The sequence below is a fragment of the Bradyrhizobium sp. 142 genome (assembly GCF_023074015.1).
In the GTDB taxonomy this organism is placed as follows: domain Bacteria; phylum Pseudomonadota; class Alphaproteobacteria; order Rhizobiales; family Xanthobacteraceae; genus Bradyrhizobium.
Genome location: NZ_JADPKQ010000011.1, coordinates 31,160 through 54,575, shown reverse-complemented (window position 1 = coordinate 54,575; position 23,416 = coordinate 31,160). Strand labels below are relative to the sequence as shown.

At 59.0% G+C, this 23,416-nt stretch carries 21 protein-coding genes and 2 pseudogenes; 6 read left to right on the top strand and 17 right to left on the bottom strand.

The features are described 5' to 3' along the window. The first annotated feature begins 392 nt into the window (after window positions 1-392). On the top strand, window positions 393-626 hold the full coding sequence (locus IVA82_RS01225; protein WP_247388536.1) for a hypothetical protein: 234 nt from the start codon (window positions 393-395) through the stop codon (window positions 624-626). Between the two features lie 667 nt (window positions 627-1,293). Here IVA82_RS01225 and IVA82_RS01220 read toward each other — a convergent pair. Next, the gene (locus IVA82_RS01220) at window positions 1,294-1,494 is read right to left on the bottom strand and encodes a hypothetical protein (protein ID WP_247388537.1); all 201 of its coding nucleotides are present in this window, start codon (window positions 1,492-1,494) and stop codon (window positions 1,294-1,296) included. 116 nt (window positions 1,495-1,610) lie between these two features. Further along, window positions 1,611-2,939 (bottom strand): hypothetical protein, encoded by a 1,329-nt coding sequence (locus IVA82_RS01215; protein WP_247388538.1) that lies wholly within the window; start codon window positions 2,937-2,939, stop codon window positions 1,611-1,613. Between the two features lie 1,623 nt (window positions 2,940-4,562). Between IVA82_RS01215 and IVA82_RS01210 the strand changes: the two genes are divergently transcribed. Together IVA82_RS01210 and sugE are read left to right on the top strand one after the other, a co-directional pair. Beyond that, window positions 4,563-5,423 (top strand): SPASM domain-containing protein, encoded by an 861-nt coding sequence (locus IVA82_RS01210; protein ID WP_247388539.1) that lies wholly within the window; start codon window positions 4,563-4,565, stop codon window positions 5,421-5,423. A 115-nt stretch (window positions 5,424-5,538) separates the two neighbouring features. Next, window positions 5,539-5,853, top strand: coding sequence for a quaternary ammonium compound efflux SMR transporter SugE (gene sugE, locus IVA82_RS01205; RefSeq protein ID WP_247279066.1), 315 nt, complete (start codon window positions 5,539-5,541; stop codon window positions 5,851-5,853). A 23-nt stretch (window positions 5,854-5,876) separates the two neighbouring features. Here the strand turns inward: sugE and IVA82_RS01200 are convergent. Then, window positions 5,877-6,205, bottom strand: a pseudogene (locus IVA82_RS01200) (inorganic phosphate transporter); the annotation flags it as partial. Between the two features lie 261 nt (window positions 6,206-6,466). Between IVA82_RS01200 and IVA82_RS01195 the strand changes: the two are divergent. Then, entirely contained in the window at window positions 6,467-6,736 is a 270-nt protein-coding gene (locus tag IVA82_RS01195; protein WP_247324265.1) for a hypothetical protein, read from the top strand. 67 nt (window positions 6,737-6,803) lie between these two features. Here the strand turns inward: IVA82_RS01195 and IVA82_RS01190 are convergent, their stop codons facing one another. The 3 genes from IVA82_RS01190 to IVA82_RS01180 all read right to left on the bottom strand — a co-directional run bounded on the left by IVA82_RS01190 (window position 6,804) and on the right by IVA82_RS01180 (window position 9,422). After that, window positions 6,804-7,133: a hypothetical protein gene (locus tag IVA82_RS01190; protein WP_247324262.1), complete on the bottom strand. Its 330-nt coding sequence runs from the start codon at window positions 7,131-7,133 to the stop codon at window positions 6,804-6,806. 580 nt (window positions 7,134-7,713) lie between these two features. Further along, complete coding sequence (locus IVA82_RS01185; protein ID WP_247388540.1) at window positions 7,714-8,235, bottom strand: thermonuclease family protein; 522 nt, start codon at window positions 8,233-8,235, stop codon at window positions 7,714-7,716. Between the two features lie 443 nt (window positions 8,236-8,678). Beyond that, a complete protein-coding gene (locus IVA82_RS01180; RefSeq protein WP_247388541.1) occupies window positions 8,679-9,422 on the bottom strand; it encodes an energy-coupling factor ABC transporter permease in 744 nt (247 codons plus the stop codon). 734 nt (window positions 9,423-10,156) lie between these two features. On the opposite strand from IVA82_RS01180, the gene IVA82_RS01175 reads away from it, so the two are divergent. Further along, entirely contained in the window at window positions 10,157-10,978 is an 822-nt protein-coding gene (locus IVA82_RS01175) for an RMD1 family protein (protein ID WP_247388542.1), read from the top strand. Between the two features lie 820 nt (window positions 10,979-11,798). Here the strand turns inward: IVA82_RS01175 and IVA82_RS01170 are convergent. From IVA82_RS01170 to nifH, 8 genes and pseudogenes are all read right to left on the bottom strand, one after another. Further along, window positions 11,799-12,215 carry a hypothetical protein gene (locus tag IVA82_RS01170; protein ID WP_247388543.1) on the bottom strand — a complete coding sequence of 139 codons (417 nt, stop codon included), beginning with the start codon at window positions 12,213-12,215 and terminating at the stop codon, window positions 11,799-11,801. A 666-nt stretch (window positions 12,216-12,881) separates the two neighbouring features. Beyond that, window positions 12,882-13,178, bottom strand: a complete 297-nt coding sequence (locus IVA82_RS01165; protein WP_247388544.1) for a ferredoxin family protein — start codon at window positions 13,176-13,178, stop codon at window positions 12,882-12,884. Between the two features lie 41 nt (window positions 13,179-13,219). Beyond that, window positions 13,220-14,527, bottom strand: a complete 1,308-nt coding sequence (locus tag IVA82_RS01160; RefSeq protein WP_247388545.1) for an FAD-binding protein — start codon at window positions 14,525-14,527, stop codon at window positions 13,220-13,222. A gap of 12 nt (window positions 14,528-14,539) precedes the next feature. Continuing rightward, a complete protein-coding gene (locus IVA82_RS01155; protein ID WP_247388546.1) occupies window positions 14,540-15,652 on the bottom strand; it encodes an electron transfer flavoprotein subunit alpha/FixB family protein in 1,113 nt (370 codons plus the stop codon). Window positions 15,653-16,830: 1,178 nt separating this feature from the next. Then, a complete protein-coding gene (nifW, locus tag IVA82_RS01150; protein WP_247297554.1) occupies window positions 16,831-17,163 on the bottom strand; it encodes a nitrogenase stabilizing/protective protein NifW in 333 nt (110 codons plus the stop codon). 118 nt (window positions 17,164-17,281) lie between these two features. Further along, window positions 17,282-17,784 (bottom strand): annotated as a pseudogene (locus tag IVA82_RS01145) (homocitrate synthase); the annotation flags it as partial. Between the two features lie 346 nt (window positions 17,785-18,130). After that, window positions 18,131-18,826, bottom strand: a complete 696-nt coding sequence (locus tag IVA82_RS01140; protein WP_247388568.1) for a nitrogen fixation protein NifQ — start codon at window positions 18,824-18,826, stop codon at window positions 18,131-18,133. Window positions 18,827-18,925: 99 nt separating this feature from the next. Next, the gene (gene nifH / locus IVA82_RS01135; protein WP_026233535.1) at window positions 18,926-19,816 is read right to left on the bottom strand and encodes a nitrogenase iron protein; all 891 of its coding nucleotides are present in this window, start codon (window positions 19,814-19,816) and stop codon (window positions 18,926-18,928) included. A 518-nt stretch (window positions 19,817-20,334) separates the two neighbouring features. Between nifH and IVA82_RS01130 the strand changes: the two genes are divergently transcribed. Then, on the top strand, window positions 20,335-20,889 hold the full coding sequence (locus IVA82_RS01130) for a peroxiredoxin (RefSeq protein WP_247388569.1): 555 nt from the start codon (window positions 20,335-20,337) through the stop codon (window positions 20,887-20,889). 912 nt (window positions 20,890-21,801) lie between these two features. On the opposite strand, the gene IVA82_RS01125 is transcribed toward IVA82_RS01130, so the two are convergent. From IVA82_RS01125 to IVA82_RS01115, 3 genes are all read right to left on the bottom strand, one after another. Continuing rightward, a complete protein-coding gene (locus IVA82_RS01125; protein ID WP_247388574.1) occupies window positions 21,802-22,065 on the bottom strand; it encodes a hypothetical protein in 264 nt (87 codons plus the stop codon). Between the two features lie 710 nt (window positions 22,066-22,775). Further along, a complete protein-coding gene (locus IVA82_RS01120; protein WP_247388547.1) occupies window positions 22,776-23,042 on the bottom strand; it encodes a DUF6129 family protein in 267 nt (88 codons plus the stop codon). A gap of 11 nt (window positions 23,043-23,053) precedes the next feature. After that, complete coding sequence (locus IVA82_RS01115; RefSeq protein WP_247388548.1) at window positions 23,054-23,413, bottom strand: hypothetical protein; 360 nt, start codon at window positions 23,411-23,413, stop codon at window positions 23,054-23,056. Window positions 23,414-23,416: the final 3 nt, after the last annotated feature.

The following is a 23,416-nucleotide window of genomic DNA, read 5'->3' as shown; positions in this document are numbered from 1 at the left end:
CACCGATACGCAGGCCGCTTGGACGCCCGTATATCGCGTGCGCTCCGGATCACGGCGACACGCCTCTGGATCGCAGAGGACTTCCGCCCGTCGTCGGTCAGCTGCGCCAAGTAGCGGGCATAAACGGCGAACGCGAGCTATCTGTCAGCCGCGGCACCGGGATGTCGGCTAGTGACCCATACCGGAAGTCGCGCCTTTTTGCGAACGGTCTTCCGCCCTTGCTGCCTCGCGCAGGCTGTCAGGGATTTGGCCCAGGGCCACCTAGAAATTCGATGGTCCTGTCGTGGAGATCAGTCACCAACCTCCAATCTGCCCGAACGCATGAATTCCAAGAAACTCATCCCACGGTAAATCGGCCAGAGGATCAGCCTCAGGATGGCGTTGCTCTGCACATGAACGCCGACGCTGGCCAGGACATGGAAGACGAGCACGATGGCACCGAACCGCATGAGGATAACGAGCCGTCGTTGGGGTGGACCTCCACCACCGACCAGACCGCGCCGGCTTGGACGGCCAACTACCTTGGCGCCGTCGACCTGGAGGACGGCGTTGGACCGGTGAGGAAGAAGCGCCCGGTGTCGAGGACGGGGAATCGGGTGGTGGTCGGTGCTGGGGTTTTGGGGTAAAAAGCCATCGGCGGCGTGATGTTGCCCCCAAGTTTCACTGCGCCGCTGAGGCCCGCTCTAGCGCAAGCTGGAGCGGGCTTTTTCCTTCGGCGGGCGTTTCCCAATCGTGCTATGCGCCGTCTCGGCCTTGCTCCGGTCACCCACGGGCGTTAACGCTGAGCCCTGAGGCCGCCTTGGAGAATACGGTGAGCAAGGCTCGCGAGTTTATCGACTTCTGGACCGAGAACAGCATCCACGCTGTCGAGCAGTATCGGACTGCCGGCGCGTCGCGGGATGTGGCGGAACTCACGCGGCGTCTTGTCGAGGCTGCGAAAGGGGCAGGGCATTTCGGAAGTCGCGTTGCAGGCCGAGATCGGCGACATCGCCGCTTACATGGAAGACCGGCTTAAAGGCAGCGAACAGGGCTGAAAGCGAACGGCGTAAGTCTACTTAGGTTCTGTCCACCCTACAGACGTCCCCGGGCTCAAGATTAAGCTCCTCAAACAAACGCTGCTGCCTGGGCGTCAGCGGGACATCCAACACTTCCGCAGTCGAACCTTCCGGGACAGCGGCGAGGACCAATGTCGGCGCCTGACTTGGCTTTGCTACCGCAATCCAAACTTGCGTTTGTGCATCGTCGACCGTCACTTCAACGACGGTAAAAGATTTTCCGAAGGACTCAGCCATATCAATCCGGCCGCCGCAATCCCGGCGAGGTCAGCCATTCGCTCATATGCGAGCCGGTTTCGGCCTGTCTGGCTTTTCTCAGAACGAGATCACGTTCGAGACTTGGCGGGAGCGCTTGGGCTTCCTCGCGGAGGCGCTTCGCTTCTTTGGCTAGGCGAACTTCAAGGGGTTCGGTCTGTCTGAAACGGCGGCGCTGCTGCATGATGCGACCTCGGGTCCTAACCGTGGGGTTCGAATTCTCGATTCCTAATATGCCGCTCCGGCAGCGCCGGTTCCTAAATTCAGTTTGGGGCCGCGCTCGGGAACTTCGCTGGCGACTTAGGCTGGAGTCAGAGCGATCGACTGGAGGTATTTCGCCTTGAGCTTCAACCCGTAGCCGTCGCCATACTTCGGCTTGCCGGTGGCGTGGCCAATTAGCTCGTCGGTTAACTCCTCTGGGCACTCCACGGCTTTCAGGCGATCCTTCAGGCTGTGCCGAAACGAATAAACGCCGTACTTAGGTCTCTTCTTCAGCGGCGTATCCTCGCTCACCTTGGGCAACAGATTACCCTTTTTAAAATGCTTCATGAGCGTGGCGCTGAGGTTGTCGCCCTTGTCGAAGTAGCGCGGGAAGCCTGCCGGGTGGCGCTTCATCGCCTCCAGCGCCATTCCGACGAGAGGAATGTCGCGTTCGCTGTGCTCGGTCTTTAACAACCTGCCCTCGGCTTCGACGCGGATATACGGGATCTCTGCGCCCAGCTTGATCCGGCTGTTACTGAGGTTCACGATCTCGCTCGGCCGGCAGCCGGTTTCCATCACGATATAAACCACGTCCTTCGCTTCGACGTTGAGCCCGTCAAGCGCGCCTGGAGCCAGGATCACGTTGCAGATGTGCTCGACCGTGAACGGCGAGCGATTGCCATCCCTGCCGCCCTCAAGGCGCGTGCCGCTGAATACATGGTCCAGCCCAAGCGTGAGGCGCTTGTCGACGGCGCGGATCATTCCGCCGATGTGGCTAATGTTTTTGTTGGCGCTGCTAGCGCTGATGCCCTCTGCGATGGTGCGGGCCTCCCAGAAGTCGGCATAGGCAACGGCGTCGGCGCGCGTAATATCCTGCAGCGCTTTGTCGCCGCGCTGTTCGATCAGGATTTCGACCGCTCTCTTCTTCGCGCCAGTCCATTTGCGCTTTTGATTTGGCGACATTTTCGAGAGCGGCGTTTGCTGCGTTTTCTCGTATTCGGTAAACAGGTCGGAGAGCATCACCCGCGGCTTCTCGACCCCGCCGAGCACGGCGTCCACAATAGCGACGTCCGCTCTGCGCTCGCCTGCCTTCAGGGTCTCTATCCGGGTGAGCAGTTCGCCGATATCGCGCCGCGCTGCTTCGTCTGGCGTGAGATAGTCCAGCCCGTGCGACCGGGCGATGGTCACCGCATCCTTCCACCGCTGCTTGCTGGGCGTGCCGGATGCGAGGCTGCGCCAGTGTGCTTCCTGTTGCTCGTTGAGCCGGGCAGCCACCCTAGCGGCCTTCGCGCCGGTGCGATCGTCGGCAACCGCGATCTTGGTGCTGATGACCACGAACTTGCTCTTGCCACCGAGACCTGCGGAGCCTTTCGGAACGCGGCGATGATACTGCCAATAACCGTTGCGCTTGATCAGGTAATCCGTCATTCCCGCGCCCGATGTATCTACGCGATGTATCTACGTTTACATGCGGTTAAGGCGTCAAAAATGTCAAGCGTGATAGTTAACTGCTTGATTTTGCGATGTTATTGTTGAGGGTGAATGGCGCTCCCTAGGTTCAGCCTTGAGAGGGCCAAGTCGATCCGCTTGATGATCAAGGTGAAGAGAGTTCGGCGATAGAGCCCTGCGGATGTCAATCCCGGCTCGCCTGCACGAGCAGGCGTTACTGAACCAGTTTCGCACCAGAAACGACCCAACCGAAGCGCAACGAGCGCGATCGGATTTAAACAAAAGGACAGCAGAATCAACGAAGCCGATCGTTAGCCCGCGGCTCATAACGGTCCGGTTGCAGATTCGAGTCCTACTCGCTCCACCAGGAATGAGAACCCTATACCCAACAGCGCAAGCCAAAAAAGCGCCGCCACAGTGATCGACGTCGTGGCGATAGCGTGTTGTCTAGTGGATCATCCGAGCACCATTGCTATAGAAAGCCCCTCCTCCCATGCGATTTAGGCTCTGGGCCGCTATTGCTGGACAATGCCGTGAAGATGCGCCGCGCAACAGGCTGGAAAGAGAAGCCCGAGGGACTCTGCTTTTCCTGGAATTTGTGAATAGCCTGTGGTCAGGCTCGATGACGAGATTGTCATCGCGATCATGATATTACCGCGGCCTGAGGCCAAACACATACCAGGCAGGCGTCGATGATGAATGGATGAGTGGTTCCCGGCTCGTGAAAACTCTCGATCGCAAAACTCGACGGGTGGCTCGCGACATGCGGAGCTCACAATCTGTGTTAGCTTGCTGAAGAGAGGACTTCCCGGCCGTATCGGCACCTCATCGGCAGATAGGCCCAATCCGTTGTGGTGCTTTCTGGTGGGCAACTTTGTACCGATGCCGCCACCGGCCTGGTTTGCCGTGCTGGCCTTGATATAGATCTCAGGGCCATTTATCAGCAAGAAGTCAGCACGTGGCGTCGCTGCGATCGATCGCCCAGCCTCACGCGACGTCCTCTCGAGTCTTGGTTTGCGCGTCATAGATTCTGACTCGCAGCATGGGAAACCGCTTCTTCAGCTCAGACTTTGCATTCTCGACGGGGCCAATGGCACTCGCAATCGGAACTTCGCGGGTCGATGCGGGCCACGTTGATCATGATGACGTGGCGCTCGGGGCGGCGGCTACACCGTCACATTTCATAAGAAAGCTGCCATTCAACTCGTTCTCGAGAGAGCTTGAATCGTACGTAGCGTCATATTGTACGCTATCGATCGCGTAGAGTTGCGCTTCGGTTGCGGCATTTGGGACGACATTTATCGCGGACGTGTCGAGTTATGGACAGTACCGCCAATGGCATGACTGATGCTTGTTGGAATAAGCGAGACGTTAGACCAACCCCATCGACGCATGTGCATTCGACAGCCGTCCAATCCTGCTGGACTGGGGCGCTAAGGAGAGAGAGCCGTGGCGCTTTCTTCATCTGTCGCGACCGCGCTTGCGACCGTGCCGTGTCGCGCTGATGGACGACGAATCGAGAATGATGCATGAGCGAACCGGCATGAGATGCAAATCGACGGTCCCCTCAAGGTCTCTTTGTTCCAAACGCGGAGCGCGGAAGTGGACAATATAGAATCGATGACTCTACAGGAGCTGCGCTCCGCAATCAGTGGCGGCAGGGTCTTGGAGATAACTACGACAACGGGCTGTGTCGTCGGATGTTCCTATTGCCCGCAGAACAAGTTTGCCGAACGGCAAAGAGCGATATCCGACGTGAAGCATCTTTCTCTCCAAGATTTCAAGCGATGTCTGGCGCGCGTACCAGCAGCTGTCGACATCAGCTTTTCCGGGTATTCGGAGCCTTGGCTCAATCCGGCTTGCACCGAAATGGTTGAGCATGCCTATGCGTGTGGCCATGGAATCCGAATTTTCACAACCCTGGTAGGGATGAACGGGCGGGATCTAAGACGCTTGCGTGCGCTGCAGTTCCGCGTTTTCCTGGTGCATGTTTTTGATGACGGCACGCACATGGATAGTGGTCTCGTCAGGCGCAACTATGTCGATTTGATGCGCCAACTTGTCGATGCCGACATTTCATCGTTGCTCTTCATAGTCATGGGCGAGGTGCATCCCGAACTTGTCGGCATAATTCCTGACGAAGCGCTGGTTCGCTCGCGTCCGCCGCGCAGCAGGGCTGGCAACGGCGAGAAGATGGTTGGAGCGCGGCAGCCAATCGTTGGAGCACTGACATGTCCTGACGAACGGCAATATCGTAATGTTCTTCTCCCAAACGGCGACGTCACTTTCTGCTGCATGGATTTTGAGCGACGACACGTGTTGGGCAACCTCCTCCGCGACAGGTACAAGGATCTCTTCGAAGGGGCAGCTTTTTGCAAGATTGCCGATCGCATGAACGGAACGGACGGATTTCTGCTTTGTCGATCGTGTGAATTCGCCGAACCAATAACGTCGGAATGCTGATCTTTGAGAGAAGTTGACCCCTGCTCGAAGCGAATCACGAGCCCTGGCAAGGATGGCCTTCCAGCTCATCACCCATCAGCCGCGGGGACGACCCTGCCATGAACGGAGGGCCGCCATGGCTTGGAGCATTTTGTTGGTCGCCGGCCTGCTGGAGGTCGCCTGGGCAATCGGCCTCAAATACACCGAGGGCTTTACCAAGCCCGTTCCGTCCGTGCTCACGCTCGCGGCCATGGCCGGCAGCGTGATCCTGCTCGGCCTTGCTCTAAAGACGCTGCCCATTGGAACTGCTTATGCGGTCTGGACCGGCATCGGTGCGGTCGGCACCGCAGCGCTCGGGATCATCCTGTTCGGAGAACCGGCCGCCGCGTTTCGCCTTGCCAGCATCGGACTGATCGTCGCCGGCATTGTCGGGCTGAAGCTCGTGTCCTGACGAAAACATCGAAAGCATTGACCCCACCAGGTCAGCGCCGCAACGATCGCCGAGGCCGGCACGTGATTCTCCAGGCATAGACGATCGAGCTGGCCACGTTCCAGCGCACCGCCGAGGGGCGCGGCGCGCCGACAATGGCGAGGAAAGTCGCCAAGAACAACATGCTGATGCAAGGCCTCTGGGCCGAGACCATCTGGCCGCGACCTGGTCGTGACGCGAAAGCCCTAGTGCGGACGATACGCCAGCCGCCCATCAGGGTCCCACCGGCATCACGTCTGGCGCAATTCACCACCCAGAACGGCGCGAACAATTCGCTGCCGAGATCGCCGTGCGAATAGAACGGCAATGAAACCCAGCTATGCTGGCTGACCTCCGGGCGACGGTCAAGAAAGGTCGCTTGCCGGAGTTATACGATGCCTGACCTCCGGAGCAGCAGGGGAGAAGATGCAGATCGGCAGATCGTGTTCGTTTGTTCCGAACTGCTTCCGACTATCCCGCGTCGGCACCATCAGGGACTGCCGACCAGTTCAATTGTTAGATCGCAGTCAGGTGAGCTTGCGATCTCTGACTGAGCTCAGCTCCGCGCCTCGAATTGCCGGTGCGACTTCATTGTGTGGCTGCAAAGAAGCTCGATCACCTAATCATCATCGAACTGGCGGTGCCGACGCGCGGCATTCGATTCGTGTTCGACCTCAGACCCGCGGCTTGTTTGAACAATGACCGCTATTGTCGCGTAGACGACATCGCGATCGAAAAACGCCGGGAGCTTGCATCGTGCCCGTCGGCACAGCGTCTGCACACCACGAGGGCATGGGAGCGACGCTGCGAGTTCAGTGGCTCACGCTTCGTTCTGGAAGGCGCGCACTTCGTGTTCGGGAGGTGATATGCGATCTGACGTTCTTGTTCGGGCTGCCGCAGCAGTTGCGCTCGTCGCATGCGGTGTTGCTCATTCAGCGGATCTCCAGCCAGTCGTCAGCGAGCCATGCTGTTTCCAACCGAACGAACAGCTGCATTGTCTTCTGTGGCATTGTTGTGATCGGCGCCTGCAAGGCAGGTCCACACGTCTTTGTCACCGAAACCGCACGTGTGGTGTTCAGCTTCTTACTCGCCCGGCCAAATTCTGGCGTATATCGGAGCAGCCGTGGCTTGAAAAGGCAATCGCGGCCGATATCGCCAACAGCAGCGAAGTCCGGGAAGGGACCTATGCGGCGTTCCCGCGGCAAAGGGCGCAATTCGATTACCGTTGTTTCGATGGGTCCCGCGGAGCCGGCGTTGAGCAAGCGCTCACACCGGCTTGGTCCATCAGATTTGAGTGCGAGTGTATGAGTTTTGGTGGGACAGCATCTGGCGACCTCTGGGAATCAAGCTGCGAGCCCTGGGTATGTCAAAACCTGAAAACTCGAGTCGAATGGAGTAGAGGCAGGCTGCATCCCAAGCCACATTCGTGTTGCCTACCTTGCCCAGTGGTGCCTTGAACGCCACTGGCCTTCTTTCTTCCGCTCAACCTGTACCCGGCGGAATCTGATTGTTTTTTCCGTGCCACGCGTTTGTCTTGTTTAGGCTCCGGAGAACCCGCCATTCTTCTGAGGTAAATGCGGCTCTCTCGCGAACTCAAAAGGCGCCGGCTTGGCATGACCGCGCAAGAATTACGCCGAGAACGATGGCGTTCCTGCGGAGCACGCGATTTTCTGGTCTTGCGACTTTCGCGCTTACGAGAGGTTGAGACCATCTTACTCCTTTGAGCATGGTTGGGCGGCAGTGGGAAGCTTGCTCACTCCGGTCGACGCCAGCTCGCTCGTGACTGTCACCTTGTGCGGAACCGACTGTAATATATATATATTCTGGTGTGGGGAATACGAGTCAAGGATGTGCATTCGCGTCGTCAGAACAACTGGCTGGTCGACCACCTAACCGAATGCACGCTCGATATAGCCAAGGTACGGCAAAGCTGCCCGCCCACAAGCCCAGCCCGGCACGATCGGCCGCGCGTTGCGCAGCTTGGTATCGTCCCCTGGAGTATTGCGCCCAATCGAGCACGAGACCATTACGCACCAACCATTCTCCGAGATCGATGCCATCAGCTGAACAGGTCGCCATCGTCCGTCCACACTCATCCTCCAGGACTGACAGACAACTGACTTCGCGCTCTGCAATGAAGCTTTCAAGATCGCTCGCGGCCCTGAGGCCACATCGATATGGATTGACGTTGATATCTCGGCACATTTGAGTCTTGTCCGGCGCGTCGATGCCCCAGAGCCGAACGCGTGTCCCGTGAATTTCAAGGGTGTCGGTGCTGATGACCTTTGCCGGCCCCGTCAATTCGCCGGCAAACACGATGCTGCACAGTGCGAGCATGGTCAACATCACGATCAATCCATACATGGCGATCTTCTTTGTCGAACTGCGAACATTCCGGCCGAGTGCAGCAGAGCATGGGAAACCACTGAACGGCGCTCCATCGCGGCTGTGCTTAGGAGGGTGCTAATCTTGCATGGGTAAGCTCGTTCGACGGATGACTCCCCGTGTATCAGCAGCGCAAGACGCCCCTCGTGTCCAACCTCGTCCCCGATGCTCTGCGACCAGGCTGCTGCGCCGACCGCATCCCGCCATTCCTCCACGTCGTGGCGGCAGTTCGCCTCGGCCGCATCATGCACCAGCAGGTCGAACTCGGTAGTGCGCGTCCGCTCACTAGCGACCGGGCCGGGGGCCGGCCGCAAGTCGGCGAGATATGATTTCCTGGTCGCCTTGTGTGGAATGAGCATAAGCTCGGCCCCTTGCTGCCACGGAGGCGAGCGCGCGTCGCCCGGGATCGCTGCAGCCCGCCGCTACCGGGGAAAGCGTACGCATCGCTTGAGCAAAACGGGCGACATGACGGTCACCGTTGCTGTCAACAGCAGCATGCCTTCTAGGAGCGGTGGGCGACAGATCCCCTCGCACTCACGCCGCCCAACTTGTTTCGCGAGCGCCAGCACGGCCAGATCAGCCACCGGCTCGAAGGCCACAACTGCATAGGAAACCGCGAACGATGCGACGTTACCGAGGTGCGCGGCGCCGAAGCCCGCGCCATAGAGCACCCAAAACGCGACCCAGACAACGATACCAGATTGATACGCAGTCGAGAGCGCAAGCGCCTTACCGTACTGCAGATCGCGGTAGGCGACCTTGGATGGAATGAGCCGTTTGGCGAGCGCCTGGATCGCAAACAGCGGCACTAGAAGCTTCGTGACATTCATACCATATTGCGGCAGGTCGGTCGGAACAAAGAGGACGCCTTGCAGCAAGAGGCCGAGCGTAAGACCAGAGGCAGCCGGCGCCGCGCCGAACAACAGGAACAGCGTCGAGCCCAGGACGAAGTGCACTTCAGAGACCCCAACCGTAAAGTGCGGCAGGATTTCGAATAACGTGAACACAAGGCCCGTCGCGGCGATGGCTTGCATAGCAAATGACAGAGCGCCCCGCTCGCGTATGGTCTCTACCACAAACTTGGCGACGACGCAGCCCGTCGCAATGCCTGTCGCGTAGCTCAACACGAGCCTGGCGCCTGTTACTATTCCCGATTCGATATGCACGGTCTCAAGTCCTTTCTGCCGTTGTACTCGGGGCCTTGGCTCAAGAATCTTCCGGGACGGTCGTGTGGCAGACGGTTGGAAACGGCACTTCACCTTCCCCACCCTCGGTCCGCTGGTAACGTCCAGTTTTCGCCAGATCGGACCGGGTGTGCACTCAGCCTTCGCTCGGGCTTTGCGACATTTCATAGCAACAGCTATGCCAGCGCCGCTGCCGCGATTAAGGCTCTGAGGGCGCTTTGAAAAGTTCCGCGGGCGCAAGATACGCCGTGTTCTGTAGCCGACATGCTCTGGAGGAAATTGAACACACATCGCGGCCAGTGTTTGGTCTGTGCCGTTTCAAACAATCATTTTCGCTCGCCCATTGAAGCGGAAATCCCGAGGCCGCTGGCGCGAAGACACCGGTTCGGCATCAATCTTGCTCGACCTCGTTCGAGGACGGCGCCTACTGCGCAGCCAAATGTTTGGCGGCCGGGGTCGTCGAATTCCTCCGAGAGCTTGCTGGGTCGTTCGATTGACCTTGCGGCCAAGCATGCACGAACATGGAAATGGCGACGACCCATCCAAACTGTGGAGCCGGCATTTGCCGGATCGCAGCATGATCTCTTCGCGACGCGCCCGGCAAATTCCGCTGCACCGTCTGCCATGAAATTCTGGACGTGTTTGACGCTCCCGGGGGAACGCTATCGCGTCGCAGTGGCGCCACACCGAATGCTAAAATGAACATGGATCAACTTATGCCCGGTAAGTCTGCCGTCTCCGGACAGACGCCGCCCGCCTCGATGCTGCGCATTCGCGCAGTCATGCTGGGCGATCGTATCAACCCGTCGGCTCTCGAAATCGGAACGCTGGTGTCCTCGACGCCGGTCGCTTTCCGCATTCATGGGGGCCTCGTCGTGATCTTCCGCTACGGCGTTATAGTGCTCATCGGGTTGTCGCCCTCGGAAGAAACCGCTCTGATCGAAACCCTGATATCGCGGGTCATCGGTGAACTCAGCTCCTATGAGGAGGAGAGCGCGCAGGCGCAGCTCTGCAACGACCAGAGCGCCGAGGTCATCCTGCCGGGCGGGCGGATTTGTCTCAGAACGTTCAGCGACGATCGGCTGCTGCTGATCGCGGATACGCTAGCCAAGAGCGCGGCGCTGGAGCGAGATGAGCGCCGTGTCGCCGCGGTGTTCGACGTGATTGAACCCTTTGCACGCGAACTAGCCGAGCGCGGCCGGACGCCGCGGCGCCGCAAGGGCATTCTCCAATTGATCGGCAATGCGCTCCTGGTCCAGCAGCACGTCGCGGGCCGCGTCGCCATTGCCGAAAAGCCCGACGCACTCTGGGAGAAGCCGGAACTCGAGCGGCTCTATTCGCGTCTCAAAGACGAATACGAACTGAAGGAGCGTCTTGAGATGCTTGAGCGCAAGCTGTCGGTCATCTCCGGAACGGCTAACGCACTGACGGACATCATCGACACACGGCGCTCGCTGCGTCTTGAGTGGGTTATAGTCGTGCTGATCGTGATGGAAGTTGCGATCGGATGCTTTCAGATTATTACAGCAGCTCACTGAAGTGCGGCTGGCCGCAGCGGGTGAGGCGCCTTCGTGGGTTTGAGCCGGCCTACTGACCGAGCTGGCCGGCATTGATGTGGGACGTGCCATTCGGCCGCACTTCGCTGCGGATTTCGGCTATGTCTTCGCCGTGCTCGTGGACACGAGGTTCGGTGAATTCCTGGTGCGGCTCGCGAACACAGCGAATAGCCGAGGCGAGTTCGGCGCACTTCCCCCCGGGATCGAGCAAGGATAGCGGGTGTATGGCAGACGTGCGGCGGAGCGTTCATGTCGACGATCCAGCGCCACCCAAGAAGGCCCTTTTGCCCAATCTGCAGCGGACCGCCACTCAACTTGTCTGCTATTCTCGACTTGGTCGCGGGGCCGCCGTCCGCCAGGGCGCAGCCAGCGACTACCGAAACAAGGACGGTCTGTTTCACCAGGGCGCCTCACTGAGTTGACCGACCGCCTTTCGCCGCTTTGGCGCGTCGCCGCGGCTCGGTCGACGTGTCCTGCCGTGATTTCCCTTGCTTGGCTGTTAGCGAACGGTTCCATGATTCGCCAGCGCGCAAACGCGCGCTGCAACTGAAAATGAAAGCTCAGAACTGCGGATCTCGTCCTCGCTAACGCGAAGGTCGCCGAGCTTGACGCGGCCGGGACTGCGACCGGTCGTGCATAGCGGCTCCGCGTCAGCGGTAAAGGCTAAACGGATGACAAAGGGAACTATGCCGCGAATTTCGAAGCGGTTTTGACCCTCGCAAGCAGGCGACGAGATTTTCTGACGTCTCCATTCGCTGGGACATTCCATCTGCAGGACTGTCTCTCAAACCGCCCTGGACGCTCACGAGCCCTCGGCAGCTCCTCTCAAATCCGCTTCCGAACCGATCCCGGCATGGCGATCCTTCGCTGGTTCGTTCAGGAGCCCGGCGAGCCTGAGGCCTTCAAGGACTCCTTCGAGCCGCTGTTCGCGAATGATTGCGGCGAGCAGCGAAACGGCCTCTTCTCTATCGACGGTGAAGCAGACGTCAGGCGCTCGCTCAACCAACAGGTCCAGCAAGGTCGGAAGGTCAGCAACGTGGTGGCGTAAGGTGGAGACCACATCATTCGCGAGATAGGTCGCCAAATCAGCATTCGGCGGCGGATCACAGTCCAAGTCGACCTCGGCGCGCTTCTCGATCGCCTGTCGTATCAACTCGCCCTGCCGTCTTGCACTCATCGAGAGCATGAACACCGCATCCGCGAGCTTCTCGCGCGGCAAGCTTCTCAGTTCGGCTATGCGGGCCTGGATATCGCCGACCGAACTCTCACGGCGTGCCTCTGCTCGCCGCGCGTTAGCAGCTGCCCTGCTCTTTTCTAGCCGAACCATCGTCATGCTCTCCGGCCGACCATATATCCCGGCGATACAGGCGAATGAAAGTGAAAAATTGTGTGCTGAATGCGCGCAGCTCGCCTGACGAACGCGGCGGTCGCACGATGGAGTCACAAAGCGTCGTGACCCGCTCGTGCTTGTCTAAGCTACAAGACGCTCGATGGCGCGTTGTCGGGTCGGCAGCTATCGCGAAGCGAAGTCCTGCTTCCAGCGTTCCGTTCGTTGGTGATAGGCAGCGTCGCGAGGCAGTGGCGGCAGGCGGATCGTCGCGAACGTTCCAAGAAGGACGAAACGGGCCAGATATTGGGGAAGAGAACCAGGATCGGTCGACAGATCCGAGATGGACGACCTAATCTCGCCAATGCATTTCACCCTGTTTCGGATCCGCTCGCTTTGGCTATCTCCGGGCATATAATAGCGGGAGCTAGCAAGGGCCCGCCCGGTAGATGGAAAGATTTGGACCGCGATTGAGTCAGGTGAAATCTCAATTTCGCGCGTGATCTCGTTGTATCGCGAGAACGCCGCAGCCTGCCAATCAGCCCCTAGCGCGAGCCTTTAACCAAATTTGAATAGCACACCGTAGCCGCCGCGTGGGTAGCTCCACTCGATATCACCACTTTCTTCGCAGATCACCCGGCAGGTGCCGCACTCCATACACCCGTCGACCGTCACGTCAACATGACCTTTATCGCTGAGCTCGTAGCACCGTGCAGGGCATGCCTTCAGCAACGATAAGAGCCGCGAAGATGGTGTGCTGTGCGGCCGCACCTTGATATGGGCGCGGCCGGAATCAACGAGATAACGATTGTAGAATAGTTTGTCCTCGACACGTCGGGATGGCTCGCTCGGCATTGTTTCTGGCTCCGTCGTTCGTCGTTGTCTTTGGTTTGTGATCACCGCCAGGCCCGGGCAATGCGCAGGGCATCGCTGAACAGTCCAGTCCACGACCGCGCCTTGATGAACGAGCTCAGCATCAGCTTCTCTTTCTCGAGCTTTGGTGTGCCGTCGACGCGCACGTAATCCTGCATCGCCTTGGAGAAGAGCTGCGGATACGTGAGAAAGAAGTTCTGCGAGTGGGTATGCATCAGTGCCGGCATATCCTTGTACTTCTTCAGGTCCTTAATCACGAAGGAATCATTCAGCAGTTTGTTGTAAAGCGAAAGATTTTTGGCCGTCATCGGATCATTTCGCGATTTGATAAGGCAGATCGCTTCCGCGGCGATACGGCCCGACGTCATCGCCAGATTGGAACCCTCGCGATGGATGGCGTTGTTGAGCTGGGCGGCGTCTCCGACAACGACCCAGCCCTCACCACAAAGCTGCGGGATCGCCTTGTATCCACCTTCGGGGATCAAATGCGCGGAATATTCCTTTACTTCCGAACCCTCGATCAACGGCGCGACGGACGGGTGACGCTTGAAGCCCTCGAGCAGGCCGTAAGGCGTCTCGCCGGTACGCTGGAAGTCGGCAACAAGACAGCCGATACCGAGCGAGATGCATTCCTTGTTGGAATAGATGAAGCCCATACCGGTCATGCCGCGGGAGATGGTTCCGGCGGCTTCGATGACGAGCCCCTCGTCGCCTTTGAGATTGAAGCGAGCATCGATTGTCTCGCGCGACAGGAAATGCATCTCCTTGACCGCGAGTGCGACCTTGTCCGGTTTCGGCCGCCCTCTTAAGCCTGCACCCGTCCCGAGCACTCCGTTCACCCCCTCGGCCAGCACGACGACATCTGCATGGATTTCACCCCCATCTCGGTCTGTGCGCACCCCGACGACCCTCCCATGGGAATCCTGGAGGAGCTCGGTCACCGTGGTCTCGCACAGCACCGTGGCGCCGGCCTCGCGGACCTTCTGCGAGAACCATTTATCGAACTGGGCGCGGATGATGGTGTAGCGGTTCGGCTTCTCCTCGTTGAAATCATCGGAGCGATAGTGAATCCCCGTGTGCGAACGATCGTCCACGATCCAGAAGCGTTGCTCGACGAGATGCCGCTCAAGCGGTGCATCTTCTCGGAAATTCGGGATCAGCTTCTCCAGCATATCGGCATAGAGGATGGCGCCTTGCACGTTCTTCGACCCCGAATACTCGCCGCGCTCCAGCTGCAGCACTTTTAGGCCCCGCTCGGCCATGGTAAGCGCTGCCGCATTCCCGCCCATGCCAGCACCGACGACGATCGCGTCGAATCTTTCCTCGATCATAACAAAGCTCCCCTAGCCAGCGATGCGGTCGTGCGAGTGCGGCGACAGCTGCGCGCGGAATGCAGAGGTCAATGCGGGCAACAGTCGAATGGCGTCGGTGACGATGCCGATATGGGCGAAATCGAAGATCGGAGCGTTCTTGTCGGTGTTGATGGCAACGATGAGGTCGCCCCCCTCCACGCCAACGCGATGCTGGATCGCGCCGGAAATACCGGCCGCGATATAGAGCTTTGGCCGAATGGTTTTCCCGGTCTGGCCGATTTGTCGGTCCGAGGTGACCCAGCCCTTCTGGACCAGCGGCCGCGAGCAGCCATATTCGGCGCCAAGCACGTCCGCGAGCTGCTGTACCAGTTGGAAGTTCTCAGGCGATCCCAGACCGAGCCCTCCGGCGACGACCACGTCGGCATAGGCAAGGTTGGACTTTGTAGAATCGCGGTCCGGCAGGAACGAGAGCACTTTTGTGACGATATCTTCTTCTACAAGCCCGAGCGGATGCGAGATGACGCGCCAGACGGCGCCGGTCACGCGCTCGGGCATCGGCATCACGCGCGGACGGACGGTTGCCATCTGTGGACGATAGTTCAGTGTGTAGATCGTGCACAATAGTGAGCCGCCAAACGTCGGCCGGGTCGCTGCAAGCGAGCCGTCGGCATCGACATCGAGCTCGGTGCAGTCAGCAGTTAGGCCGGTGAGCAGTGTGGTGGCCACTGAGCCGGCGAGATCGCGGCCCAGTGTAGTTGCCCCTAGGAGTAGGATTTCCGGCTTGTACGTATTGACCAGCTCTGACAGGGCCTTGGTGTAGGCTTCATTGCGATAATCGGCCAAGAGATCATCCGCGACGATATAGGCGAGGTCGGCGCCGTAGCAGAAGGATTCGGCGACCGCCTGCTGCGTTGTCTCCCCGACCGGGCCGATGACAACCGCGGCGAGGTCAACGTTGAGCTTGTCGGCGAGCCGGCGGCCGGCACCCATCAGCTCCCAGGAGACGGGGTGCACTATCCCGCGTTCCTGCTCGATGAAGACCCAGACGTGCTTATACGCCTTGAATCGTTCGGGCAGCTCCCTCTTGGTCGCCGCGCGACCACCACCCGCGGCCGGAGCTGCGCTTTTGGGTGCGGTGCTCATCATCTGTACTCCCATCCGTGTTCAGTAGCGGCTCGCCAGCGAAGCGTGCTCCGCCTCCAGCTTTGAATTCGCGCGTGAAGATTGCTTCAGTTAAAAGTTCGGCCGCGTGCCCGCCGCCATTTTTTCAACACCGCCTGGCAGCAGCGCGGGGCCGAGACACCCATTGCTGGACCTTTGTCGACGAGCCCGGAAGCACGCCGCTTGGGGTTCTTTCCGGGTTCGGCATTCTGGGCACCATTTGGCAATGGAACTAGTGAGGCACGCAACCGCGCGGTCACGCGAGCCGATCGATTGGTCCCCCTCATCTTCGAGATGCAACCGAGTTGGAACAGATCGAGGACCTGCCAGAGGCTCGGCTGGTGCCATTGTCGGCCGCGAGCTTGCCGGTGAAAACGCGATCCATTACTCTGAATGCCCTCGCAATCTTGCCGATTGCAGCGACACGCCCGCAACTCTTGGCGAGGGCACGAGGGCCGGCGGTGAAGCCGCCCGTCAACGGCGCCGCGCGACCGGCGCTGGAGAGCAAGGGCTCCCTCCGGGAAACCTCGGCCATAGATCGGCCAACGGGAGTGATTTCGTCGACGAATCTTTGGCGCGGATCAAGCGCAGCTTTCAGCTCAGCCATGCCGGAATATGCAACCATCGCTTTGGCGTCGCGACGCATCATGGTGCCGACAGGCAGCGCACGCGAAACTGCGCGGCGTCAAAAACAAACTCGATGCGGACCAAGATGTGCATTCGCTTCTCCAGACTAGCTGAGCATATGTCAGCAATTGTCGTACCAATTGCGCAGACGATGAAAATTGACCGCCAATACAGAATCTTACTGAAGGAAATCGGATTAGCAGCCTCTCACGAGGATCGGAACATTCGATAACCGTGCTGGACCCATGTCCGGAATGCGACAGAAGACAGTCATCCGAATCTTGCTGCGCTTTCCTCGCCAAATATGCGCTCCCCGCTGCCGGCGTACCATTGCAGGCGATAGGTGCACCATGGGCACCAGCTTGAAACGACGGAAATATCAGGGCTGAGCCGTGATTGGCCCTTAAGGAGCCGAGTGTCCAAGCTGCGGATCCGCGAGGCCGTAACTGCAACTTCCGTTTGAATTCGACGCCCTGGGTGGTTGGCAGGTTCTCTGAACCTTCACGCTCCAGAGCACGAGATATAAACTCAATTCACTCCAAAGAACCGAGCTGCACCAATGCTGGATGCTTGTTCGGTTGTGGTGCGGCCGCATCCTTCAGGACCTTGAACACGCGCTGTTCGATCGGGGAGGACGTGACGAAGTCGGCATAGGCCCGTTCAAGCGTGGCCTTGCAACGCGAGGCGATGTCAGGATCGGATGCACCGGTAAACTCCTCGCCCGCGAGATATTGACCCATGCGACGCAGGATATGAAGCCGCGCCACGTCGATGATTTTCGCATCGTACTCGACGCCGAGCAGTGCAAAAAACTCCTCTGCCGCCGAGGCCTTGTTCAATTGCGAAAGGATCCCGTCCGTCGTCATTCTCAACCTCCATTAGATCCGCGCCGAGAAACCGTCCTGGCTCGAATGTTCCAACCTGATCGCGCGATGCGCATGGCTGACCACCCGATCGCCCTCGGTTGACGAGCGATCTCTCGTGAATGTCGCGCCAGATCGCCACCACCGTTTCCTGGGAAACCGGGCCTTTGTGCTCGATGGGCAATGCTTGCTGACGCGCGCGAGAATGGTTTCGGTTTGCTCGGCGGTGACCGAAAGCTGCAACTCGGACAAGAGCGAAGTGATAGCGCCAAGGCCTGAGTGCTTGCCGATTACAATGCGGTGGGAGCGGCCGAGCAACCCCGGGTCCAGCGCTTGGTAGGCGGGCCGGTCTTTTAAGAGGCCATCGACGTGGATGCCGGATTCATGGGTAAAGACATGCTCGCCGACAATCACCTTGTTAAGCGGAATGGTGCGGCACGCTGCGGCTGTAGCGGCGGCCGCGAGTTTTTCCAGTTCGGATAGCAGCACGCCGGTATCACGGCCGTAGAGCTGCCTAAGTGCGACGGCAACTTCCTCCAGCGGCGCATTGCCGGCTCGCTCGCCCAGTCCAATGACCGTCACAGAGGCGTGCGTCGCACCGGCCTTGATCGCCGCCAGCGTATTATGCGCGTGCATTCCGGCGCTTATCGAAGAAGATTTTTGAGCCATCGGGTTCGGTCCAACCACAAGTCGGCGTTCGTAAACAAGTTCAGCGGGGCGGCGATCGAGAGGCGGATGTTGGCGTCGATCGCGCGTCAACATAGAACATCTCGGTGGTAAATGTGACGGTCGCCTCCGCCAGTTATCAAGCCGCGATCATCAGGCGCCGCCGCGTCCTGCTTAGGCCGCCTGTGCGAAGTTGTTTACCCCGGTATCTTTTCAAACCCTCAGTCTCGTCATGTGACAGCTGGCCGAAAGCTCGTCCGATACACCGGGACTCGCGCCGAGGAGGGGGCATCCATTATGAGGCTCAGTCTTGCGAACTTGGGATGGCTTGGACGGAGTCATCGAGACGACGCAGATTATCCCGCCGGCGTCCGGCCATCCGGCTCTCCCCGCTCTCCTCGCCGAAGCAAAGATCAAAATCATTGCATTCCGCGCAGACCGGCGTGGTACACATCACCAGACCGTCATCTTCGCATAGCGTGCGATAGAAGAAGCGCTTCCAGCGCATGTTCTTGGTGTTGCGAGCCGCCAGCGGCCCGAAATGGCGCATCAGGAGGCGGGATAATTCGTCCCGCTCCCGCAGACCGAGATCTTCCCACAGGTGATTAGGCTCCATGGCGCGCCGCGCGATCATCGTCGCGAGCCAGCCGCCGACCTCGCCATGCGTGGAACGTTGCGCCAGCAGGAGGTCGCGCACCATAATCGTCTCGTCAGGAGCCGATAACGCGGACTGTTCGCGCCAGGTACAACTCCTGACCGGGGTGGATGGGAAGTATTGCACCAAGAGCGCATCGAGCTCCTGGTTGGTCAAGCCAGCCCGTTCGGGAAGTTGGCCGCCATCCATAGCGGATGCGGCGAGAACGCAAGCGAGCACATGGCGATCGAAATCGTCATCGTCGCTGATGTCAACTTCTGTTGGATGGCGCCCGGTCAGAAGCCCGTAGAGCTCACTTGCATCGCGCTGCTCGGCGATGAGAGCTGCTGATACAGGAGGTGACATCGTATCGGCCAATTTGCTTTGTGTGCCAATCATGAAGGTCCCCCAGCTTCTGAGTGGACGATGTCGGCCTTCCCCGGTCGAGAAGGCCGACAACATAAACTATGCCGAAACAGCGGCGAGCTCGGCGGCGGTCTTGCCGACCAGGCTCTCGTCGACAGGCTTGATGATGCCGTGCTCCATGAGCATATCCTCGAGCTCGTCCATGCTGATTGGCGTCGGGATGGCGCCTTGTCCCGCATTATTGTGGATCTTGGTCGCGAGATTGCGATAGTGATCCGCCTGCTTGGACTCTGGCGCGTATTCCAGCACAGTCATGCGGCGCAGTTCCGCGTGCTGCACGACATTGTCTCGTGGCACGAAGTAGATCAGCCGGCTGCCGAGCTTCTTGGCAAGAGCATCTGCCAGCTCCAGCTCCTTGTCGGTCTGCCGCTCGTTGCAGATCAGGCCGCCGAGGCGCACGCCGCCGGAATTCGCATACTTCAGAATACCCTTGGAGATGTTGTTGGCGGCATACATCGCCATCATCTCGCCGGACATCACGATGTAGATTTCCTGTGCCTTGTTCTCGCGGATAGGCATCGCGAAGCCGCCGCAGACGACGTCGCCGAGCACGTCGTAAGAGACGTAGTCGATGTCCTCATAGGCGCCATTCTCCTCCAGAAAGTTGATCGAAGTGATCACGCCTCTTCCGGCGCACCCGACCCCCGGCTCTGGACCGCCGGACTCGACGCATCGAATGTCCTTGTAGCCGAGCTTGATGACGTCCTCGATTTCGAGGTCCTCAACGCTGCCGGCATTCGCCGCCAGACTCAGAATGGTATCCTGCGCTTTGGCGTGCAGGATAAGGCGAGTCGAGTCCGCTTTGGGATCACAGCCGACGATGAGAATCCTTTGGCCCAGCTCGGCAAGAGCCGCCAGCGTATTTTGCGACGTTGTCGATTTACCGATGCCACCCTTGCCATAAAACGCGATTTGTCTCAGCGAAGACATGTTGCTCTCCATCAACCGATTGCCAATTTTTCGCGCCGAACGCGCGAGGCTGTTTCTCTCTCAGAAACGTGGGCACACGGGTTTCGGGAAGGAGGCCATCGCTCGCCATCGGCGTCGGCGTGCCCTCAGCCCTCACTCGTTGTTGCTGCATCCAGTTAGCAACTGGCGTGCCATTCGTTCGCACGCGCGTTAAGCTTCTGACTAGGCTCGACTAATAGCGCAATGTCCGAGACTGGATGCTGTGGCGGACCCGACAGCGGCAAGAGCTCTGAGACAAACCCGACAAAGCCCGGGATTCCACTACGAGTGCCGGGCGAAAGAGCGCGGAACAGGGAATGCCGGGCCGAGTCAATTGAGGAGACCACACGGTGCAGATGGGGTTCGAGGACACCGCCATCATCAAAGGCGAATGTTCCACGACCGGCATGATGGGTACTTGCCGTCAGATGGGTGGCATATCGCTTGCTTTGCCAATCGCGGAACGCTGTTTCCGTGTGACGCGATGTTGTGAGGACAATATGCCTGGAATTGGAAGTAAGTTGCCGCCGTTCGACATCACAGGCGTGAAGCCCGGCTTTCACCTGCAAGAGGAGAACGGGCAGAGCGCCTTCGAGACGCTGACTGAGAGGAGTTTCCCCGGAAAATGGAAAGTCATCTTCTTTTACCCGAAGGATTTCACATTCGTCTGCCCAACCGAAATCGCTGAGTTTGCTCGCCTGTCCAAGCAGTTCGCCGATCGCGATGCAATCGTGCTTGGTGGCTCGACCGATAACGAGTTCTGCAAGCTCGCCTGGCGGCGTGAGCACAAGGATCTGCACCGTTTATCGATCTGGCAGTTTGCCGACACCAAGGGCGCACTGGTCGATGGCCTTGGCGTGCGATCGCGTGATGGCATCGCGCATCGCTACACCTTCATCGTCGATCCTGAGAACACGATCCAGCATGTCTATGCGACAAGCCTCAATGTCGGCCGCAGCCCGACGGACACGTTACGCGTTCTGGATGCGATACAGACTGATCAGCTCTGCCCTTGCAATCGCGAGATCGGCGGCGACACGCTTAAAATTGCCTGAGGCAACATATCGAAAGTGCAGCAAGGAGCAGCTCCCGCATTCGAAGGACGTCAGATTCAATCGTTTGTCGGATACCAGATGAGACGATCTTACCGCAAATGCGGCCTGCTGCTAGCGAGTGCGGCCCGCAATTCAATTCTCATTGCCGCCATGGAGTCTGCCGCGGCCGCCGCGCTGTCCTCGCGCGGCAGTCGCGGCGGCGAAATCGACGGTCTCGATGATAACGATGAACAATGTTCACCACCGCTTTGCTTACCTCACAACAAATCCCGCATACAAGAGGATGCCGGCGCGGCTCCGCATGAACATACAAGATACTTGTACGCTTCTGCACCTGCTGGATGCACATCTCCTGCCGGAGTTCCTTTATATTGTCGCCGTACGCCGGACGGCGGCTATTCCCTTCTTTCTGCAGCTTGCCGGCCGGCAGCATCATCAGAGCGATCTGCGTCAGCCGCAGGCCGCTAATGCTGTAGGCCGACGATGCCGGCGCCCACGGACTCGGAAAAATGGTGCAAGCTCCCTCTTGGGGCCACTCGGTTCCAGTCGCCGCGCCTCGAGAAGGGCGGAGGCAGAGGGAGATGGCTCAGCGCCGAATGACGTCTACCGGCCGAGATGATGATCCGCCGGCACGCTCGCGGACCGTATTTCCCAGCTCAGTAAATCTATATTCACGATGTAAGCCGCACAGTGAGACGAACGAGTCGGCTTTATCAGTCCCTGAATTGAAACCATGACAATCGACGAGGTTAGGCCAACTGAGCCGGTCTATCGGGAAATCGGTCAGCTCGTTCATCGCGCGAGCTGACCCTCGGGCGCAGGGACCTGAAACGATCAGGTGGCCGGGCGGTCGTAAGCCGCCTGGCCGTCTCGATCATCACGCCGGTCAATTTCCGAACATTGACGCGTATCTCAGCGCTGGTGACCCAAGCCAATCCCCAAGGTACGTGCTTTCTGTCTTAGAGAGCCCTCGGATCGCTTCATAAGCTTTGAAACCCTAACTACAGGGGTGCGGGCCTTTGAGTGCGCTTTGAGCAGCTTGACGTCATCCTTACTATACTCTTTGCGCTTGGTGCTTTTTGCCACGTGTTCTCCGATTTCGCTTTGCACATTTGCCTGTAGCGCCTTGGTTTTGGCGAAGACGCAACTGCTTCCCATTACCATATCAATGGTCATGGACAACTATTCAAGCGGATTTTTCTCTTCGAGATAAGCACTGGAACTACACGCGAAATTGTCCTCCGTCCTCTGGATCTTTATCCGCGTGACAAACCCGATTCTCGACGTGCACGTCAGCCCCTTCAACATGGAAGCAAGCCATAGAGAAGGGACGCTCGATGCGTCTTCGAAAAACAACGCGAGAAGCGCTTCTTACTTGAATGCACCGACTTCATCAATTTCGTAGAATGATATTTCCAGGCGCCAATACTATTGATGGAGTAGCGCGGATCGGCCGGGACAGTCGCACTGCCTCACTTGCGCGCGCATCATCAACCGGCCTTCACGGCGAGTGCACGGCGTTACCGCGCGAAGAACAAACCTCTTCTCCTATTTTCTGAAGTCCTGCGGACATAAGGGCGAGTACTCACAAAGGCAAATCTTGCGATGCCCGAGCCTTGCTCCTCGTCAGCTGATCGAGCACGGCTCGCTCAGCCAAATTTGATCTGCCGCAGTATCCTTGGTTAACAAGCCGCGTTGAAATACCCAGGCAATTCCGCCTCCAGCGAACACTTCTGCGAGACCATCGCCTGCCCCCGTCTCATGGACCCGATGAACGAGCGAGCGACCTGATCGTGATATTTCCCGGGCCGGCCACTACGGCATTGCAAACAACCCGCGGGCCTAGCCGTCCTGTGTGAGCTTGGCACCGGCAGGCGATTGCTTGATCATGACTTGCCAGAGCGCTTGGCCAGCACAATACCGGTGGCGCGCTGCGGATCATTCGTGATCTGTACACAGTGACCTCCACTGTCGAGGAGATGCAGGTCGAACTTTCCAATCCGGCGGAACGGACACTGCGTCATGTCGGACGCCTCGCAACAAATCCAGGCAAGATGTGGAAATTTCTGCCGGAGCGTCAGGCAGGGCTCAGAGGCTGTATCAACGACGGCGAGCGTCTGCTCGATCTCCGTCAAGTCGCCTTCGAGCACCATCTCCACAATCCTTATTGCCAGAACAAACGTTCAGGGTCGGCGTTCAGAACCGCTGTCGCTAAGCCAAGCCGTTGATGGGTCGAATGCCACTCCCAGACGCCCTTGCGGTGATCTTTGCGGAACAGCTGCCATGCCACTCCAGTCCTATCGTGGTGCAGCAGCGCGACGTCGACGAGGCCGCCCTCCGCATTGATATTGCCTGAGCAGCACGGGCTCTCGACCAGATAGCCGCCAGCAACCGCTGTCACCTTTGGCGAGACATATCGGTAGCGCTCGCTCTTCGTCAGCGCGCGGACGATCCGCCACCGGTCGAGCTCGTTGGGTTGCGCAGGCAATCCGGAATGATGTCGTCTGATGACTGCGGCGTTCATTGC

What these genes read in the sequence shown, in the direction of transcription:
- IVA82_RS01225 (WP_247388536.1), top strand. Translation starts at nt 393, where the DNA reads ATGAACGCCGACGCTGGCCAGGACATGGAAGACGAGCACGATGGCACC.
- IVA82_RS01220 (WP_247388537.1), bottom strand. Translation starts at nt 1,494, where the DNA reads ATGCAGCAGCGCCGCCGTTTCAGACAGACCGAACCCCTTGAAGTTCGC.
- IVA82_RS01215 (WP_247388538.1), bottom strand. Translation starts at nt 2,939, where the DNA reads ATGACGGATTACCTGATCAAGCGCAACGGTTATTGGCAGTATCATCGC.
- sugE (WP_247279066.1), top strand. Translation starts at nt 5,539, where the DNA reads ATGGCTTGGAGCATTTTGTTGGTCGCCGGCCTGCTGGAGGTCGCCTGG.
- IVA82_RS01185 (WP_247388540.1), bottom strand. Translation starts at nt 8,235, where the DNA reads ATGTATGGATTGATCGTGATGTTGACCATGCTCGCACTGTGCAGCATC.
- IVA82_RS01175 (WP_247388542.1), top strand. Translation starts at nt 10,157, where the DNA reads ATGCCCGGTAAGTCTGCCGTCTCCGGACAGACGCCGCCCGCCTCGATG.
- IVA82_RS01165 (WP_247388544.1), bottom strand. Translation starts at nt 13,178, where the DNA reads ATGCCGAGCGAGCCATCCCGACGTGTCGAGGACAAACTATTCTACAAT.
- IVA82_RS01160 (WP_247388545.1), bottom strand. Translation starts at nt 14,527, where the DNA reads ATGATCGAGGAAAGATTCGACGCGATCGTCGTCGGTGCTGGCATGGGC.
- IVA82_RS01155 (WP_247388546.1), bottom strand. Translation starts at nt 15,652, where the DNA reads ATGAGCACCGCACCCAAAAGCGCAGCTCCGGCCGCGGGTGGTGGTCGC.
- nifW (WP_247297554.1), bottom strand. Translation starts at nt 17,163, where the DNA reads ATGACGACGGACGGGATCCTTTCGCAATTGAACAAGGCCTCGGCGGCA.
- IVA82_RS01140 (WP_247388568.1), bottom strand. Translation starts at nt 18,826, where the DNA reads ATGTCACCTCCTGTATCAGCAGCTCTCATCGCCGAGCAGCGCGATGCA.
- nifH (WP_026233535.1), bottom strand. Translation starts at nt 19,816, where the DNA reads ATGTCTTCGCTGAGACAAATCGCGTTTTATGGCAAGGGTGGCATCGGT.
- IVA82_RS01130 (WP_247388569.1), top strand. Translation starts at nt 20,335, where the DNA reads ATGCCTGGAATTGGAAGTAAGTTGCCGCCGTTCGACATCACAGGCGTG.
- IVA82_RS01125 (WP_247388574.1), bottom strand. Translation starts at nt 22,065, where the DNA reads ATGACCATTGATATGGTAATGGGAAGCAGTTGCGTCTTCGCCAAAACC.
- IVA82_RS01120 (WP_247388547.1), bottom strand. Translation starts at nt 23,042, where the DNA reads ATGGTGCTCGAAGGCGACTTGACGGAGATCGAGCAGACGCTCGCCGTC.
- IVA82_RS01115 (WP_247388548.1), bottom strand. Translation starts at nt 23,413, where the DNA reads ATGAACGCCGCAGTCATCAGACGACATCATTCCGGATTGCCTGCGCAA.